Below are 19,358 nucleotides of genomic sequence, written 5' to 3'. Positions count from 1 at the left end.
GGGAACGCCGGCGGCGTCGCGGACAGGCCCGGATGTTTTACTCCCAATAAAATCGCGGGTCAGGCCGCTATATAAACAACATCCCAGCCGCGATGCCGGCCGGCCGGTTCCCCTAGTCAACGATGCGCGCAGGGTGCAGCTTGTTAAGCTCCTCGGGCTGTCCTTCGGTCGCCCTGCCTTTCCGAAGATTTATACCCCGCCTCCTAGTTAACGTTCTAATCTCCCGAGACCCTCCAGTGGTTGGCTCGATCTGATTCTTATGACGCTTTCTCCCGCTTACTTCGACGACGCCATCCGGCATGGTCAACCAAGCGTTTTCCTGCGTTTTCTTTATCCCTGTGTTAACCGAGCTGGCCGTGTCTCTGTGCTCGCCGTCGTCCGCCCAGCCAGCTAATTACCCGACGCCCCCCGGTCGCATTCTGCCCCAGTCCCCACTATGAGTATGTCCAATTTTTTTCGTTCGCTGGTTTCGTTGCCCTTGCTGGGCGCTGCCACCGCTCTTTCAGCGGCGACCGTGACGACGCCCATCTTGCACGACACTTTCGCTGCGCCGGCCGCCAATGCCGGCCTCGATGTCGACGCGAACGGTTTCCGTGCGCCGACCGCCACCCAAGCCGTTTGGTATGCAGGCGGCGCCGCCTTGGTCTATAATCAAAACGCCTCGGTCGGCGCGTCGGCCGGCAATCGTGGATTGATGGCCTACTTCACGCCGTCGACCACGGTCGCATCACTGGCAGTGGGAGAAACGCTCACGGCGACCGTGAAGTTTAACTATTCGGGAGGTTCCGGCGCGTCCAGCACGGGGGACTTCCGCCTCGCGTTTCTCAACAGCGGCGGCAACGGCCGGGCGGTCAACGACGGCGCCAGCGCCAATCCCCGCCCTGATGGCGAACTGCCGCCGGCGGCCCGCGTGATTGCGGACAACTTTAGTTTGACGAGCGGCGGCAACACCCCGCGTGGCTACTCCGCGTATATCGTCGACTCGACGGCTTCTCCGACGCCGTCGACCAATTCGCTCGCGTTCTGGCGTCGCGATGGGGCGCCGGGCCGCAGTCAGCAGTGGCTCGGACCGACATCCAGCGATCTCGCGACCAACTCGGCCTTCAGCCAGTTGCTGCCCGGTGCGGGCGGCGGCACGGTCGGTGCGATCGCCAACGACGGCACTTCGTATGTCGCCCAGTTCTCCGTGCGTCGCGTCGCCGACAAGCAAATGGCGCTTTCGTATTCGGTCACGAGTGGCAGCACCACCGTGATGACCTACGCGGTCACGGAAACATCCGACACACCGCTCGTGGGTTTCGATACGTTCATGATCCTCTCGACCTATAATGCGTCGCTGGCCGTCACCGATTTTCTTATCTCCCGCACCTCGATCTCGCCGACGATCACCACCGATCCGGCCAGCCAGACGGCACCGGCCGGCACTGCGGTCAATTTCTCCGTAGTCGCGACGGGCGCACCGACGCCGAGTTATCAATGGAAGAAAGATGGTGTGGCCATTGACGCCGCCACGGACGCGACACTCGCTTTGACCAATGTCCAGCCGGCCGATAGCGGCAGCTACACCGTGGTCGTGAGCAATAGCGCCGGTTCCGTTACCAGCGCTGCGGCCACGCTGATGGTGCTGACGGCACCGGTCATCACCACGCAACCGCCCGACCATACGATTTTCGAAGGCCAGACAGCGTCGTTCACCGTCGGCGTGCAAGGGGCGCCGCCACTCGTTTACGTCTGGAGCAAAGACGGCACACCGGTCAGCGACGGTGGCGTCTATTCCGGCGCGACGACCGCGACGCTTACGATCACGGGCGCTCAGCTCACGGATGCCGGAACGTTCACGGTGACGATCACGAACTCATATGGGAGCGTGACGAGTGCCGCGGCCACGCTCGGTGTTTTTCCCGCGACTCCGCCAGCAATTGATACGCAGCCGACGGGGCAAACCGTCTTTGAAGGCGCGACCGTTGTCCTCGCCGCCACGGTGTCCGGTCCGCCACCGTTTGTTTTTCAATGGTATAAAGACGGTGTGGCATTGGCGGATGACAGCCGCACCTCCGGCAGCGCAACAGCGACGCTGACATTGAACAGCGTGCGCCTCGATGAAACCGGCAGCTATACGCTGACTGTCGCCAATTTTGCCGCGCAAGTGACATCCTCGGCCGCGCAGGTGACCGTTAATGCCGCGCCCCGCCCGGCCGCGCCGGTCGCCGAACTGGCGCGCAATATCAACGAAAACGGGTTCACCGCGCGCTGGGACAGTGTGGCCAACGCGACGGGCTATCGCCTGGACGTGGCGACCGATGCCGGCTTTGGCAGCTTCGTCGCGGGCTTCCAAGATCTCGATGTCGGACCGGTTTTGAGCGACGACGTGGGCGGCCTGGCGATCAATACCAATTACTATTATCGCGTGCGGGCTTATAACAGCAGCGGCACCAGCGGGAGCTCCAATACCATCTTGGTGCGCGTGCAGCCGCCTGTGGCGCCGCAGATCACGAGTGGGGCGAGCACGACCTTCACCGAAGGCGTCCCCGGCACCTTTACGTTTACCGCGACGGGCGCCCCGCCGCCGACGTTTACCGCGAGCGGACTCCCGGCTTGGGCGACGCTCAATCCGCAGACCGGCGTGTTGAGCGGCACGCCCCCGGCGGGCACCATCGGTGCAGGGCTGAGCTCGACGACGTTCACACTCAATGTCACCGCGCAGAACGACAAATCGCCCAACGGCACCCAGATTTTCACGCTCGTCGTCCAAGCGGTCCCATCCGCGGGCGAACCGTTGACTGTCACCACGCTCGCTGGCACCGCGGGATCCGTCGGCACGACCGACGCGACGGGCGCCGCCGCGCGTTTGAATCACCCCGCGGCCATCGCGGTTGACGGAGGCGGCACCGCTTACGTGGCCGATACTGGCAACCATACTATTCGCAAAATAACCGCGGCGGGCGTGGTCACGACGCTGGCGGGGAAGGCGGGCGTCGCGGGTAGCGCCGATGGCGCCGGCACCGCGGCCACCTTCGACGCGCCATCCGGCATCGCCGTCGATGCCGCAGGCAACGTCTATGTGGCTGACACGCTCAATCACATCATCCGCAAAGTCACCGCGGCGGGTGCCGTGACGACGATCGCCGGTTCGCCGGGGCAGGCTGGCAGCGCGGACGGCACGAACGCCGCCGCCCGATTCTCCTGGCCACAGGGCCTCGCGCTCGACGCGACCGGCGCCAATCTCTTTATCGCCGACACCAACAACCATGCGGTGCGCAAAATCGTGCTCGCGTCCGGGACCGTCAGCACGCTGGCGGGGTTTTCGGGCCAGCCGGGCAGCGTTGATGGCGTGGGCGGCGCGGCACGCTTCGATGCGCCTTACGGAGTGGCGGTCGACGCCAACGGCAATGTTTACGTCGCCGATACGGATAATGCCACCATCCGCCTCGTCACGCCCGATGGCGCGGTGACCACGCTCGCCGGTTTGGCGGGCAGCACCGGCGCCGCCGATGGCACCGGCGCGGGAGCGCGTTTCAATCATCCTTATGGCGTCACGGTCGACAGCGCGTTCAACGTCTATGTCGTCGATACCGACAATTACACCGTGCGCAAAATCGTTTCCGCCCTTGGCGTCGTCACGACTGTCGGCGGGCAGGCCGGCAAACCCGGCAGTGTCGACGGCATTGGCACGGCGGCACGCTTCAACTCACCAGGCGGCATCGCTGTCAATTCGGCGGGCGATCTGTATATAGCCGATACCGACAACAACACCGTGCGCTCCGCGGGTGTGCCGCATGGGCCGGTCATCGTCACCCACCCGCAAAGCCTGTCCGTGGCGAGCGGAGCCAGCGCTCAGTTCACGGTCAAAGCCACCGGCCGTCCGGCGCCCACGTATCAGTGGTATTTGAACGGCAACGTGGTTCCGAATGCCACGAGCGACACGTATACGGTGAGCGCCGCTTCCGCCGCGAACGCGGGTGATTACACCGTCGTGGTCACCAACTCGCTGGGGAGCGTCACGAGTAATTCCGCCGGCCTCGTCGTCACCGCCACGTCGGCGCCGCCGGTGAGCCTGCCCGGCGGTGGCGGCGGCGCACCGGGCTGGTGGTTCTACTTCGCGCTGGTCGTCGCGGCCGCCGCCCGCTGGCTGAGCCGGCGACGCGAGCGGAGGTTCTCTTTCATGCGTCACTCCACGTTATTCATCTTCGCCGCTGTCTTGGTGTTGGCCGGCAGCGCCGCCACCTTGCGCGCCCAGGTTACGACCGCGCTCGTGCACGACACGTGGCAGGATGGCACCCGCACCGACCCAAGCGCCACGGACGGCTACGCCGAGAACAATGGCGTAAAGGGGACGGATGCCGATAGCGACGGCGATCTCGAATCACAGTGGTTTCAAGGCGGCGTGGGCACTCTCACTGTGAGTTCCGGTGCGATGACCGCCACCGAGGACACCGCGTCCCAAACGCTTTTCACCTACTTCACGCCCGCGGCGACTCCGGTCACGCTCGCGAAGGCGGGCGACAGCATGACGCTCAAATGGGTGTTCAGGACGACGGGCGTGAACGCCACCAATTCCAGCCAAGGGTTTAACCTGGCGGTGGCCCAAGCGCCGGCGGACTCGCGCGTCACCGCGGATGGCAGCATTCCGTCGGCCGCTTACACCGGCTACGCGATGTTCATGAACATGGGCGCCTCGCTCGGGAATAGTAATTCGTTCCAATTGCGAAAGTGGGCGTTGGGCGCCGGAGTGGCGGGCAACTTGCTCGGGACTTCCGGGAACTGGACTGCCCTCGCCAATGGCGCGCCGAAGAATGTCCACGGCTACGACGATGGCACCGATTATACGTTTACCATCACCTTTACGCGCATCGCGGGCACGCCGAATACGCTCGATATCGTGGCGACGATGTCCGGCGGCACCTTCAACGATACCGGCAGCGCGAGCGTTTCATATAGCGACCCCAGCCCGAGCACCTTCACGTTCGATACGTTCGATGTACGGCCCAGCTCCGCGGCTTTGACGGCCACCACGATCGACTTTCGCCTCTTTGACGTCACTTACACGACGACAGTCGTCGCGCCGAGCATTACGACGGAGCCCTCGCCCGGAAGCCAGTCCGTGGCGGCGGGTGCGACGGTCACCTACACCGTCGCCGCAACCGGCGATGCTCCTCTCGGCTACAAATGGGCCAAGGGCGGGGTCGATCTGGTCGACGAAGCGGGACATATCGCGGGCGCGACCACCGACACGTTGACGATCAGCAACGCCGTCTCCGGCGACACCGGCAACTACACTGTGGCGGTTTCCAACGCCGGCGGCACCGCTTCGAGCGATTCGGTCGCATTGACGGTGACCTCTCCTCCTGCTGCGCCGGTGGCGACGGCGGCCACTGGCCCCAGCACCGCCGGGTTTACGGCAAACTGGAGCGCGGGCGCAGGCGCCACGAGCTACCGCCTCGATGTTTCCACAGACGAATTCTTTGGCAGTTTTGTAAGCGGCTACGCTAATCGCGACGTCGGCAATGTCCTCACGCAGGCCATCACGGGCCTCAGCGACAACACTACGTACTATTATCGTGTGCGCGCGGTGAACACCGATGGAACCAGCGCCTCGTCGAACACCATCAACGTCGCCACGCCACCAGCCCCGGTCTCGATCACGACGCAGCCGGCGAGTCAGTCCGTGACCATCGGCAGCAATGTGACTTTCACCGTCGCCGCCACCAGTTCCACGTCGCTCAGCTATCAATGGCTGAAGCGGGTGGGGGCGGGGGCTTTTGTCGAAATTGGCAACGCAACCTCGGCTTCGCTCGTGTTGACCAATGTACAACTCTCGGACTCGAACAGCGCTTATGAAGTGGTCGTGACCAACGCCGCCGGATCGGTCACGAGCGATCCCGCGACATTGACCGTAACCGCAGGCGCGGTGGCGGTCACCATCGCTACGCAGCCAGCCAGCCAGGCCGTCAACGCCGGCGGCACGGTGACCTTCACGGTGGCCGCTTCCGGCACTGGACCTTTCACCTATGTCTGGAAGAAAGACACCAATGTCGTCAGTGACAGCGCCGGACACATCGCCGGCTCTTCGACCAATACGTTGACCATCACCAACGCCGTTGCGGGCGACGCGGGGGTTTACACGGTCGACGTCTCCAACGCTGCGCCGAGCACGGTCACCAGCGCCGACGCGACCTTAACGGTCCAAAGTCCGCCCACGGCCAGCGCGGCCACCCTCGTCACCGAGAGCCACTTCACGGCCAACTGGAGCGCCGTCGGCGGCGCCACGACTTACCAGCTCGACGTGGCGACGGACAGCGGGTTCACCGCGTTCGTCAGCGGATTTCAGAATTTGGATGTGGGCAACGTCACCTCTTCCGCGGTCACCGGTTTGGCCGCGACTTCGACGTACTTCTATCGCGTGCGCGCCGTTAACGGCAGCTTGGCAACCGCCGCTTCCAACACCGTGAGCGCGACCACGCTCGCCGCACCCGCCGGCGTGACCGTCGTCCACGATGCCGTGACCGCCGCCGCGGTAAACGCCGGTCTCGCGACCGATGCCAACGGTTTCCTTACGCCTACCGCCACGCAAGCGCCTTGGGTGTCGTTTGGCACTGCGAACATCGCTTACAAGCCCGGCACTTCGCTCGGCACATCCTCGGGGAGCACGCGCGGCCTGATGGCCTACTTCGCGCCGTCCGCGGCACCGATTTCGTTGGGGCTCGGCGAAACGCTCTCGGCCAATGTGACATTCGTTTTCGGAGCGTCCACTCCGGCCGAAAATCCTGGCAACTTCCGTCTCGCGCTTTTGAACAGCGGCGGCAATGGCGCCGCCACCAATGACGCCGCCGCCACGATTTCCGCGCGCTACGCTCCCGCCACGTCCAACAGCCTGACCGGCACGCCGACCGGCAATACGGCGCGGGGCTACTCGGGTTATATTATCGATACCAAAGCCGCCACCACCGCTTCCACCGATACGTTATCCTTCTGGACGCGCACCGGCACCTCTGTCGCCGCGAGCGGCAGCACCCAGATTATCGGTCCCACGTCGACCGATCTGGCGGCCACCGGGACATTCGGTCTGCTCGGCTCGGGCGGCGGCACGGCCGGGGCGATCCTGAATGATGCGACAACTGTCTATACCGCGACATTCAATATAACTTACGTTTCGGCTTCGGAGATCGACCTCAGCTACACGGTCAAGAGCGGTGGCACGACGGTGATGACCTACTCGTATAGCCAGACCTCCGGTCCGGTCGTCGCGAGTTTCGATTCGCTGATGTTCTACTCCTCCTACGGCCCGGCGCCGAGCATTCTCGATTTACATGTCACAAAGCTGGCTGCGCCTCCCGTCTTCACCACGCAGCCCGCCACACAATCGGCCACGGTGGGGGCGACAGTGACTTTGAGCGCGGCGGCGACAGGCAGCGCCCCATTGAGCTACCGGTGGCAGAAAAACAATGTCGATTTGAACGACGGTGGGATCATCTCCGGCGCCACGACCGACACGCTGACTCTCGCCGGCGTCCAACTTGCGGATTCCGGCGATTACAAACTTGTTGTCACGAACGCCGCGGCCTCCGTAGCGAGTACGGTGGCGACGCTGACCGTCAGTTCGGCTCCGGTGGCCCCGACGATCACCGCGCAACCGCAATCGGCAACCCTCGCTGCCGGCACGAGCGCCAGCTTTTCGGTCGCGGTGACCGGCAGCACGCCGATCACTTATCAATGGAAGAAGGACGGCGTCGCGCTCAGTGATAATGCGCGCATCACCGGATCGGCGACGGCCACGCTCGCCGTCGCGAATTTGCAGAATGGCGACGCCGGTTCCTACACCGTGGACGTCACCAACAGCGTGACCACGGTGACGAGCGATGCGGCGGTGTTGACCGTGACGGCGCCGCCGCCGGCGATCGTCGTGCAGCCGCTCACGCAATCGGCTTTGCTCGGCTCTCGCGTCAGCCTGAGTGTTTTCGCGACAGGCGTCGGCCCGCTGTCCTATCAATGGAAAAAAAGCGGGTCCGACATCGCTGGTGCGACCGCCTCGACCCTTACGTTGACCGGCCTCGACTCGAGCGACGGTGGCAACTATACCGTCGGCGTCACCAACGGCGGCGGCACCACGACGAGCGCCACGGCGGTTCTGACGACCGTCGCGCCGGCCTCGGCGACGTTGCCCACGCAACCGATCATCCCCGCAGGCGTATTCAACGTCGTGGATTATGGCGCGGTCGGCGATGGCACCACCAATAACACGGCGTCCATCCAGGCGGCGATCAACGCGGCACAGGCGGCTGGCGGCGGCACCATCGAAATCCCGGCGGCGGCGAGCCCGTATCTGACCGGACCGCTGACGCTGCGCAGCAACATGAATCTGCAGATCGACGGGGGCGCCATCTTGCGCGCGTTGCCGTATGGCACCTATCCCAATAGCACGACTTCGCCCGCCGATCTCATCAGTATCGCGAGTGGGGCGACGAATATTGCGATCACCGGCAATGGCGTCATCGAAGGTGACGGTGCTGCATGGTGGACGGCGTATAACAACGATAGCACGATCAGCCGCCCCCGCCTGCTGCAGTTCACGCGGGCGGCCAACGTTCTGGTGAGCGGTATCACGTTGCAAAACTCGCCGCAGTTTCACCTCGCGATGAGCGGGAGCGGCGGCACCAGCAATTCCAACGTCACCATCTTCGGCCTCACGGTCACGGCGCCTTCGTCGTCGCCCAACACCGACGGCGTCGACCCGACCGCGACTAATGTCTTGATCCAAAACTGCACGATTTCGGTCGGCGATGACAACATCGCCATCAAAGCCGCCAACGGACCGTGCAGTAACATCACCGTCGCCGATTGCACCTTTGGCACCGGCCACGGTTTGTCCGTCGGTGGTCAGACCAATCTCGGCCTCGACGGCCTCACGGTATTGCGCTGCACGTTTAACGGCACCACCAGCGGCTTGCGCCTCAAGGCGGATGCCACCCAGGGCGGCGTCGTGCAAAATCTGACGTATTCGGATATCACGATGACAAACGTTCAATATCCCATCGTCTTCTATAGTTACTACAACCAAGTCGGAAATCCCGGAGCGACTTCCGGGAGTAATCAGACCACGCCGACCAAGGTCAAAGCTTGGAATGTCACGCCGCCCAACCCACTGGCGGCGGCCACCGTCTCGGTTTGGAAAAATATCGCCATCAACAATCTCACCGCGACCGGCGCCAGTGGGTATAGCATCATCTGGGGGCTGCCGCTCGCGAACGGCCTGATCAGTAATGTGTCGTTGAACAACGTCAGCATTGCCGGCGGACCTGGCCTCGAACTCTACAACGTCGCTGACGTGCAATACTCCGGCACGACGAGCTTCACCGGTTTGACGACGGCCAATGCACTCGCGATCACCGGTCAGCCAGCCGCGCAAGCCATCGCGCCCGGGCAAACCGCGACGTTCACCGTCGTCGCGGCGGGCACGAGCGGCGTGAACGGCACCGCGCCCACTTATCAATGGCGCCGCGAAGGCATCGCCTTGGTCGATGGCGCACAGTCCAACGGCTCCGTCGTCAGCGGTGCGCAATCCGCCACGCTGACGATTACCGGCGCGCGCAACGGTAACGCCGGTGCCTACACCTGCACCGTCGCCAACACGCTCGACGGCTATAACACCGCGAGCAGCGTGCTGGCCCCTGACAGCCTACCCGTTTCATCGACGAGCAAAGGCGCGCAATTGTCAGTCAGCACTTCGGGCACGTTGCCGACGATCAACACCCCGCCGGTGAGCCAAACGGTGGCCACTGGTTCTACAGTGACGCTGACCGTCGAGGCGAGCAGCGCCACGCCGCTCAGCTACCATTGGACGAAGGACGGCAACGCCCTCGGCGATGGTGGCCGTGTTTCCGGAACCGGCACCGCAACGCTCACGCTCACTGGCGTTCAGCCGGCGGATTCGGCGGATTACGCGGTGGTCGTGACCAACGACGGCGGGTCCGTCACCAGCGCGAGCGCGACGTTGGCCGTGCAAACGCCGCCGCTCATCACCTCGCAATCGGTGTCGCAAGCGGCGTTCCAAGGCGATAACGTCACACTCTCTGTCGTCGCGACGGGCACCGCTCCGCTGAGCTATCAGTGGAAGAAGGATGGAGTAAATCTCGCCGACGGTGGCGCTTTGTCGGGGACCGGGACCGCCAGCCTCACGCTCACGGGCGTGGTGGTGGCCGATTCCGGAAGTTACACGGTGAAAGTGTCCAATGCGGTGGGGGCCGCGACCTCGACGCCTGCGGTGTTGACAGTCACGATTCCGCCGATGGCGCCCCCTGCGCCCGTGGCGCAACCGGCGACGAACCTCGCGAGTGGCGGATTCACCGCGCACTGGAACGCAGTCGATAACGCGCAGGGCTACCTGCTTGATGTTTCGACGGACAGTTCTTTTGCCACGTTTCTCAATGGCTACAACGGCTTCGATGTGGGCACAAATTTGAGCCGCAACATTGCCGGGTTGAGCGCGGGCACGAGTTACTATTACCGCGTGCGCGCCTACAACGACGTCGGCCCCAGCGCCAATTCGACGGTGATCGAGGCCGCGACGCCAACCCTCAGTCAGGCACCCGTCATTACGAGTGCCAGCAGCACTACGTTTACGATCGGTCTGCCCGCTTCGTTCACGATTACCGCCTCCGGCGCTCCTGCTTCGACGTTCGCCGCTGCGGGCCTGCCGGATTGGGTGACGCTCAATAGCGCCACGGGTGTTCTGGCGGGCACGCCGCCCAACGGGACGGTCGGCGCCATTTATCATCTCGTCTTGACCGCGCACAATGGGTCGGGCGCGGACGCCACCCAGGTCTTCACGCTTTCCGTGCAGGACGTGCCGGCACCCGCCGTGCCGATGACGATCACCACGGTCGCCGGACAAGTGCTCACCGCGGGCAGCGCGGATGGCACCGGCACCGGGGCGACGTTCAGAGATCCGATGGCCGTGGCCGTCGATGCCACCGGCAATATTTACGTTGCCGATACGGACAACCACGTCATCCGCCGCATCGCACCGGGTGGGGTGGTGACTACGTTTGCCGGCACGGCCGGCAGCCCCGGCACCGCCAACGGCTCCGGCGCCACCGCGCGGTTTAATTCCCCCGCCGGGATTACCGTCGATAGTTCGGGCAATGTTTACGTGGCGGATACGTTGAACCACACGATTCGGAGGATTTCCGTATCGGGCAGTGTTTCCACTCTCGCGGGCCTCGCGGGCACATCAGGCTCGGCCGACGGCACGGCGGCGGCGCGGTTCTTCGGCCCGCAAGGCGTCGCCTTTTACTCCGATGGTGCGAACAGCAGCCTCTACGTCGCGGACACCAATAATCACACGATTCGCAAAGTGAATCTCGCGACCACGGAGGTCACCACCGTGGCCGGTTTGGCGGGGCAACCCGGGGCCGTTGACGGCACGGGCAGTGCAGCGCGTTTCAACGCGCCGTCCGACGTCGCGGTCGATCGCAATGGCAACCTGTACGTCGCCGATACTGAGAACAACACCATCCGCGCGGTCAGCGCCGGCGGCGTGGTGAAGACGATTGCCGGACTTGCCGGCAGCAGTGGCGCAGCCGATGGCACCGCGACCGCTGCGCGGTTCAATCATCCGTCAGCACTGACGGTGGATGGCTCGTTTAACGTCTTCGTCCTCGATACCGACAACCATACCATCCGGAAGATTGTGTCCGTGGGTGGCGTCGTCACCACGGTCGCTGGCCAGGCTGGCACGTTCGGCAGCGCCGATGGCGTGGGAGCTGCGGCTCGGTTCAAATTTCCCTCGGGCATCGTTCAGGCGCCCAGCGGGGAGTTCTATATTGCCGACACGGTCAACCAAACCGTGCGCCAAGGCGTCTTCCCGAACGCGCCGATTATCCAGACGCAGCCGCAAAGCCAGTCAGTCACCGCCGGCGCCACCGTCCAGTTCTTCGTGGCCGCGACCGGGCAGCCGGCGCCCACGTATCGTTGGTATTTCAACGGCAACCAGGTCAGCTCGGGGACGTCCACGACGCTCACCGTCACCAACGTTCAAGCCTCCAACGCCGGGCAATACACGGTCGTTGTGTCCAACAGCCAGGGCACCGTGACCAGCAATGCGGCCACGCTCACCGTCAACAATCCGCCGTCCTCCGGTGGCGTTGGCGGCAGCAGCGATAGTGGCGGTGGGGGAGGTGGTGCACCGGGTGCATGGTTCTACCTCGCCCTTTCTCTCTTGGCCGCCGCTCGGTGGCTGCAATCTCGCGGCGCTCGTCGTCTCAGCTCCATTAAAAACTCATGACCCCGCAACCTTCGCTTCGCTTTTTGGGCCGGCTGGTCCTGATTCCGGTTTGCCTCGCCACCGCCGCCGTTTCGATCGCAGTCGCGCAAGACGCGGCCGCGCCCGCGCACGATGAGCACCCTCCCGTCACGCCTTTGCCCACAGCGGTGCCACCGCCGGTGGCATCAAGTGCCGAGCAATCCGAGCAGCACCGCGATGAAATCGAAGTGCTTTCGCCCTTCGAAGTCGTTTCGGATACGAAGGGTTATTTCGCGTCCAACACCATGTCAGGCACGCGCCTGAACACCAAGATCGAGGACCTGGCCTCGTCTATTTCGGTGGTCACCAAGGAGCAGATGGACGACTTCGCGATGATCGATATCAACGATATCTTTCTCTACACCGGCAATACCGAGGGCAGTGGCACCTACACGGACGTGACGGTCGATCGCAACGGCCAGGTGACCGATAATTCCCAAGGCAACCCCAACGGCGCCAATCGCGTGCGTGGCATTGCGTCGGCCAATATCTCCTATGGCAATTTCGAGATGATGGGCCGCACGCCGATCGATCCGCTCATCGTGGACGGCATCGAAGTCAGTCGCGGTCCCAACGCCAACGTCTTCGGCCTCGGCAACCCTTCCGGCACCGTCAATCAGGTGCCGATCGCTGCGAACCTCTCGCGGACCAAAGTCAAAACCCAGCTTCGCGCCGACAGTTACGATGGTTGGCGCGCGACCTTCGACATCAACCAGGTGATCCTGAAGGGTAAGCTCGCCATCCGCATCAACGGCGCCGATCAGCACGATGGCTTCCTGCGCAAACCGTCCGGCTTCGATACGAAGCGCCTCGATGCGATGATCAAATGGCGCCCGTTTAAGAGCACGACGCTCTCCGCCTCCTACCTGCGCTACTACGGCGTGGGCAACCGGCCGAATAACACCACGCCTCGCGATTACGTTTCTGCGTGGGTGCAAGCCGGCCGCCCCGGTTGGGACCCGGTCACCCAAACCTATACGCTGAACGGCCAAACCTACGGCGCGAATCCCGCTTACAACGCGACCACCAATCCGAACGTCCCCACGACGATCGCCGGCAGTAACCTCCCGATCACCGATGTGAACCTCCCGAATTTCTTCAGCCGGTCGGGCGGCGCTTTTCAGCGGAGCAACATCTTCGTCGATGGATCCGGCATCACGTATTGGACCGCGCCCATTTCCACGACTGGCAACAGTCCCGCCGCCAACTCCGGCACCGTTCGTTTGATGGGACCGAGCCCTTCGCTGCTCTTTCCTTCGACGGTGGCCGGCCGCTTTGACAACCAGCCGCTGTTCACCACCACCCCCACCACGAGCAGCCAGGAACTCTACGATTGGTCGCGCATCAATCTTTCCTCCATCGATCAGTTTGGCGATCGCACGGACACCTACCTCGTGCAACTCGATCAGATTCTGCTCAACACCGAACGCCATCGGCTCGCGGCCTCCGCGGCCTTGTTCCTGGAAGATGCCGAGCGTTATCGGAGCACGCCGGCCAGCAACTCCGGCACGAGCGGCCAGACCGGCCAGCTCTGGGTCGACGTCAACACCCGCAACCTCGACGGCACCGCCAACCCGAACTTCGGCCGTCCCTTCATCGGCGTGCTTGAGCCGCGGACGACGCTTTCCCCCGCCAAGTGGGAAACCTATCGCGGTCAGCTCGCTTATACGCTCGATCTCACGCACGAGACGACCTGGCTCAAGTGGCTCGGCCTGCATCAAATGAGCGCCTATGCGGATTACAAATACCGCATCAACCGCCAATATGCTTACCGCGATGTCATGACTTCGGACACCGCGTGGTCTGCTGTCGGTGTCGGCGGTATCGTGCCCAACTATGCGCGCGCCAATCAAAGCAGCATCGCGGGCGGTCCGCAGGCCGGCCCCAATATCATGCGCGGCTTCTATCGCTACTATGTTGGCGATGCCAACGGCACCAACGTCGACTACGCGCCGCATTCCTACAATTACGGCACTTATCCCTTCGTGTGGGGCAATACCGGCTCCTGGCACTACGATCCGATCACGCTCGGCCAGCTTCCCACCACTGATGGCACTGGCGGCACCGCCAATTTGAAGCAAATCATCAAGACGCCGGGCTTCGTGATCCAAAGTCACTTCCTTCAGGATAAAGTCGTCACGACATTCGGCGCCCGGCTCGACAAGGTTTACTCGAAGAACGGTGCCACCCCGCAGAGGTTTCTGACCGGCGCCGATGCCGCCGCCGCCGGCGTCCCCGATAACACCGTCTTCGACTATGACCGCATCAACAGTTGGCAGCCCGACTGGCGCACGAGCAGTGGGCGCACGCAAACGGCCGGCGTCGTGGTGCGCGCGTTTCGCGATTTCGACTTTGTCCGGCGCTGGCAGAGTGGGGGCGGCGCGAAAGGGTTCTTCGGCGAGGTCCTCCAAGGCCTCTCGTTTACCTATAACCAGTCAGATAACTTCATTCCCGCGCCTCCCGCCGTGGATCTCAAGCTGCAGCCACTGCCCAACACCACGGGCAAGGGCAAGGACTACGGCTTCTGGTTGAACATGCTCGACGGCAAGCTGGTCGTGCGCGTCAACAAATACGAAAACACGCAGTTCAACGCGCGCGATGGCGATGCCAACACCATCGCCCAACGCGTGCTCCGCCACGACATTGATGCTGGTCAGTCCGACGGCTTTAAACTCTACACCCAGGCGACCAATTGGGTGACAGCGCTGAATCCGAGTTGGACGCCCGACCAAGTGGAGGCCGAGGTGTTCAAAGAAATCAAGTTGGACCCGGCCCGCTACGCCGCCCTCGTCGACAACTATCGCAACGGCACCCTCGCGGCGACCAACGACATCACCGGCAAAGGTGTGGAAATCGAGATCAACTACAACCCAACGAACTTCTGGACCGTCGCTTTCAACGCCAACGAGACGAAAGCGGTGAACACAAACGTATCGGGCGCGATCCAAGATTACCTCGACGAACGTCTGCCGCTTTGGACGACGATTCAGGACCCGCGCTTTGCGACCTTGCCGGATGGCAGCGCCAACCGCTTGTGGTGGACCAATACCACCTATGGTGGCTCCCAAACGGCCGCGGCGAACTACGCGAGCTTTGTCGACGCGCCCTACAGCGTGATTCGCGAGACCCTCGGCAAGTCGCAACCGGCGGTGCGTCGATACGGCTTCAAGCTGAGCACCAACCTCCAGTTGGAAGGCATCACGGACAACGCCATCGCAAAGAAATTCAGCATCGGTGGCGCGGTGCGGTGGGAGGACAAAGGCGCCATCGGTTATTATGGTCAGAACTACCAGCAAGCGCTGGCGAACAACCAGCCGATCACGCACCTCGATGCCGACAATCCCATCTGGGATGGGGCACATTTCTATTTTGACGCCTTCCTCGGGTATAAGACGAAAATCTTCAACAAATACGGCGTCGCGATACGCTTTAACGTCCGGAACCTGCAGGAGGCTGGGGGCCTGAAACCGATCCGCGCCTTCCCCGACGGCACTCCCAGCGCCTACCGAATAGTCGACCCCCGACAGTTCATCCTGACGACGACGTTCGAGTTGTAGTTCCTTGAACCCTATCGGTCTCGCGCGCAACCGCTGTCGCTGCAATTTTAACTTTCGTAACGCGTTCGCATACAACGTAATCAACGATGAGAATGGGTGTTCGTTTGTGCTATGGCGTCGAGACTGGCATCAACAAACTATTCCCCACGCAGCTGTCTACACGAGAAACAAGGACTGAGACGCTTCTGCCACTCCCCCTCACCATGAAGAAAATTATTACAGTAGGTCTGATCTTGCTTTCAACTTCTATGCTGTCGGCACAATCGACTGTATATTCTACCACCGATTTTTCCGGTTGGTTTCTCGGTACCAAACCTACCATTGCGGGTGGTGATCTGGTCACCACGGCTTCAACGACCAACGCAGCGCTGACGTATTTTGCAACACCGGGCAATCAATATGTCATTTCACTTGGTGAAACCCTCACGCTGTCGGCGAATTTCACGTTGGCGAGCGGCTCTTCTGTTAGCAGTTCACGGACCTTCTATCTCACTCTGCAAAACTCAAACAGCACCAGCTCGACCAATAATCAAGTCACTAGCAATCTCGCGGGCTCAACCGCTAACAGCGCTTTCGCCAACTATACGGGTTACGGATTGTTGCTCAACCCCGGCCCTAGCAACGCTTCGGCCGGGCAGTTCGATTATCGTAGCGGTACGAACACAAATATTGTCGGATCCACGACTCCTTGGGCTCTCTCGGCGGGCTCGGCGGTTGTGACTTATCCGACCGTAGGCACGCCGGCCACGTCGCCGACAATTCCCAGCGGCAGCTTTACTCTCGATTCATCGCATAACTACAATATTACCTACACCATCACAGCGACGTCGGCTACGCAGATGGATTTCAGCTATACGATGTCGAATACGACGACATCTTCCACGATTTTTGCCGCGACCGGCTCTGGGACTGGTTTGTCCGGTGCTAGCTATGTGACTGGGTTTGATACCATCGCCATCGGAACGACTTCCGCCCAGACAGGGTCCTATAAATTTTTCGATGTTTCACTAACATCTTCGCTCGCCCCTGTGCCAGAGCCCGCCAGTTACGCTATGGGATTTGGCCTGATTGTATTGGCTCTTGCCGGATATCGCCGATGGGCCAAGGCCCGAACTGCTTGACTCCGGTAGGATGTCCAACCGAAGCGGAGAGCGACTTGTTTCGCTTCTCCGCTTTTTTATTTGGCGTTTCTACATTGCCTCGTGATGCTGCTTTGCACTTCGTGCTGAGTGCGTTCTGAAACGCTCGCTCTGATTCGATTCGATGGCCAATGATGTTGCGGTGAGGGCTCCGTTTTACGCCAACATCTATAATCTCAACGGTCTATGGCGCGCAGCAGCTTGTGCGGGCCTTATCGTCGTGGTTGGCTTGATCGCATATTCCAACAGTATGCACGGCCCGTTGGTATTTGATGATGTCGCAGCGATCGATGATAACCCCAGTCTGAGTCCGCTGTGGCCGTTGTCAGGCCCCCTTCACCCACCGGCATACCGCACGGTTACGGGACGCCCTGTCGCCAACCTTACTCTGGCTTTTAATCACGCTTTAGGAGGCGTGAATCCCGTTTTCTATCATGCGGTCAACCTTTTGATTCATTTGGGGGCCGCACTGCTGCTTTTCGGTATCCTAGGCCGGACGTTGAGCCTACCAATGCTTCAAACAACTTTCGGCGCGGATGCCCGTGGGTTAGCCTTGGCCACCGCAGTTGTTTGGGCTGTGCATCCTCTCCAAACAGAGTCAGTCACCTATATCGTTCAACGAGTGGAGTCGTTGATGGGATTCTTTTACTTTGCCACGCTCTATTGTTTTATTCGCGGCGCTACCGGCGGGACTCGGACGTGGTTTTGGCTGGCCGTGATCGGGTGTCTATTGGGTATGGGCACCAAAGAAGTGATGGTTTCGGCTCCGCTGATGGTGCTGCTTTACGATCGCACATTCCTTTCCGGCAGCTTTAGCGTAGCTTGGCGGCAACGACGTATCTTCTACAGCGCGCTCGCTGCCACGTGGGCGCTGCTTTTCTGGCTGGTGATCGGTAGCGGCAGCAGGAGCGGGAGCGCGGGTTTCAATGTTGGGATTGGATCTTGGGATTATGGGCTTACGCAGTTTCAGGCGATCATTCACTATTTAAGACTCTCGTATTGGCCATCGCCGCTGATTATTGATTATGGGACACACTTGGTGCGCTCGCCTTGGTCAATTTGGCCGCAGGGAATAGTGTTGGTCGGCTTAGCCGGCATGACTGCCCGCGGCATCTGGCGGGGCAGCGCGTTCGGTTTTGTCGGTTTTTGGTTTTTCGCCATTCTTGCTCCTAGTTCGAGTGTGATGCCAGTCGTCACTCAGAGCATGGCGGAACATCGGATGTACCTTTCTTTAGCCGCCGTAATTGTTGTCACGGTCGCTTGCTTGTATCGGCTTTTTGGGCGGCGCACGTTTCTGCTTTGGATGCTGGTATCAATGGCTTGCATAGGTCTCACGCGGGCTCGCAACGACGACTATCGGTCCACGCTGATCTTGTGGCGCGACAACATCGCCAAATGTCCGCAAAACCCTAGAGGCTATGATGCTTTGGGAAACGCACTCTCAGATGAGGGAATGATCGATGAAGCGATCATCGCCTATCAAGCTGGCTTGAGCGTCGATCCGCTTTACGTCGAGTCTCTAAACAACCTCGGAGTTGCATTCCATAAGCGCGGACGGAGTCCAGAGGCAATTGCGGCCTTTTCTCGAGCTTTAGCAATCAATCCCAATTATGCGGGAGCGCATTACAACTTGGGCAACGTCCTCGCCGAAGCGGGTAGGGCGGAAGAGGCACGGAGCCACTATCTCGCGGCACTGCATCTTACCCCCGACGAACCGACCACGCTTCTACGCCTTGGAACGTTGGAGATGCAATTGAACGACCCTTTCGCGGCGGAAGCGCATTTGCGTGCAGCGATCAAGGCCGCTCCGGGATTGATGGAGGCTCGGTTCAACCTTGGTTTCCTGGTTGCGACGCAAGGCCGGTGGGACGAGGCACAGAACGAAATGAGACTGGCGGTCAAAGAGGATCCGCGCTCGGCTATGGCGCATTATAATCTCGCAAACGCGTTGGCGCAGGCGGGGCGACTGCCCGATGCCGCCGTGGAATACGCAACTGCCACGAAGATCGACTCTTCGATGGTCCCCGCTCACTACAATCTTGGGAATACGTATGCCCTATTGGGAAGGTATGACGACGCCGTACATGAGTACGAAAGCGTACTTGCTCTCGAACCTGAGCATCCCCGTGCCGCGCAGAGTTTGGCTGCCGCTCGTCTTCGGCAAGCCGGCGCTGCTTCTGGCCGCTGACGTGAAGTCTCCTGTGAAAATCGATCTGAACGTCATTGGTCGAGCGTTTGAATTTCGTTCATTGGAATAATCAAACGAGCGTCGCACACTTGATCGGCTCCGTACCCCGTCTGGTCAACGATGCGCACGGCGCGCGCCTTGTTGTTTAACGGACTTGTTCGTTGGATTCACGTGTT

The 19,358-nt window shown here is 61.7% G+C and carries 4 protein-coding genes; all 4 read left to right on the top strand.

Going from position 1 to position 19,358, the window contains the following annotated elements:
* Positions 1-442 precede the first annotated feature (442 nt).
* The 4 genes from K0B96_RS10790 to K0B96_RS10775 all read left to right on the top strand — a co-directional run bounded on the left by K0B96_RS10790 (position 443) and on the right by K0B96_RS10775 (position 19,182).
* On the top strand, positions 443-12,280 hold the full coding sequence (locus tag K0B96_RS10790; RefSeq protein ID WP_220160911.1) for an immunoglobulin domain-containing protein: 11,838 nt from the start codon (positions 443-445) through the stop codon (positions 12,278-12,280).
* The gene (locus K0B96_RS10785) at positions 12,277-15,855 is read left to right on the top strand and encodes a TonB-dependent receptor (RefSeq protein WP_220160910.1); all 3,579 of its coding nucleotides are present in this window, start codon (positions 12,277-12,279) and stop codon (positions 15,853-15,855) included. The genes K0B96_RS10790 and K0B96_RS10785 overlap by 4 nt, the downstream gene beginning before the upstream one ends.
* Positions 15,856-16,058: 203 nt before the next feature.
* The gene (locus K0B96_RS10780) at positions 16,059-16,976 is read left to right on the top strand and encodes a hypothetical protein (protein ID WP_220160909.1); all 918 of its coding nucleotides are present in this window, start codon (positions 16,059-16,061) and stop codon (positions 16,974-16,976) included.
* 142 nt (positions 16,977-17,118) lie between these two features.
* Positions 17,119-19,182 carry a tetratricopeptide repeat protein gene (locus K0B96_RS10775; protein WP_220160908.1) on the top strand — a complete coding sequence of 688 codons (2,064 nt, stop codon included), beginning with the start codon at positions 17,119-17,121 and terminating at the stop codon, positions 19,180-19,182.
* Positions 19,183-19,358: the final 176 nt, after the last annotated feature.

The sequence above is a fragment of the Horticoccus luteus genome (genome assembly GCF_019464535.1).
Classification (GTDB): domain Bacteria; phylum Verrucomicrobiota; class Verrucomicrobiia; order Opitutales; family Opitutaceae; genus Horticoccus; species Horticoccus luteus.
This window is presented reverse-complemented; position numbering and strand designations above follow the sequence as displayed.

Coding starts and splice junctions, on each gene's coding strand:
- K0B96_RS10775 (WP_220160908.1), top strand. CDS start 17,119: ATGGCCAATGATGTTGCGGTGAGGGCTCCGTTTTACGCCAACATCTAT.
- K0B96_RS10780 (WP_220160909.1), top strand. CDS start 16,059: ATGAAGAAAATTATTACAGTAGGTCTGATCTTGCTTTCAACTTCTATG.
- K0B96_RS10785 (WP_220160910.1), top strand. CDS start 12,277: ATGACCCCGCAACCTTCGCTTCGCTTTTTGGGCCGGCTGGTCCTGATT.
- K0B96_RS10790 (WP_220160911.1), top strand. CDS start 443: ATGTCCAATTTTTTTCGTTCGCTGGTTTCGTTGCCCTTGCTGGGCGCT.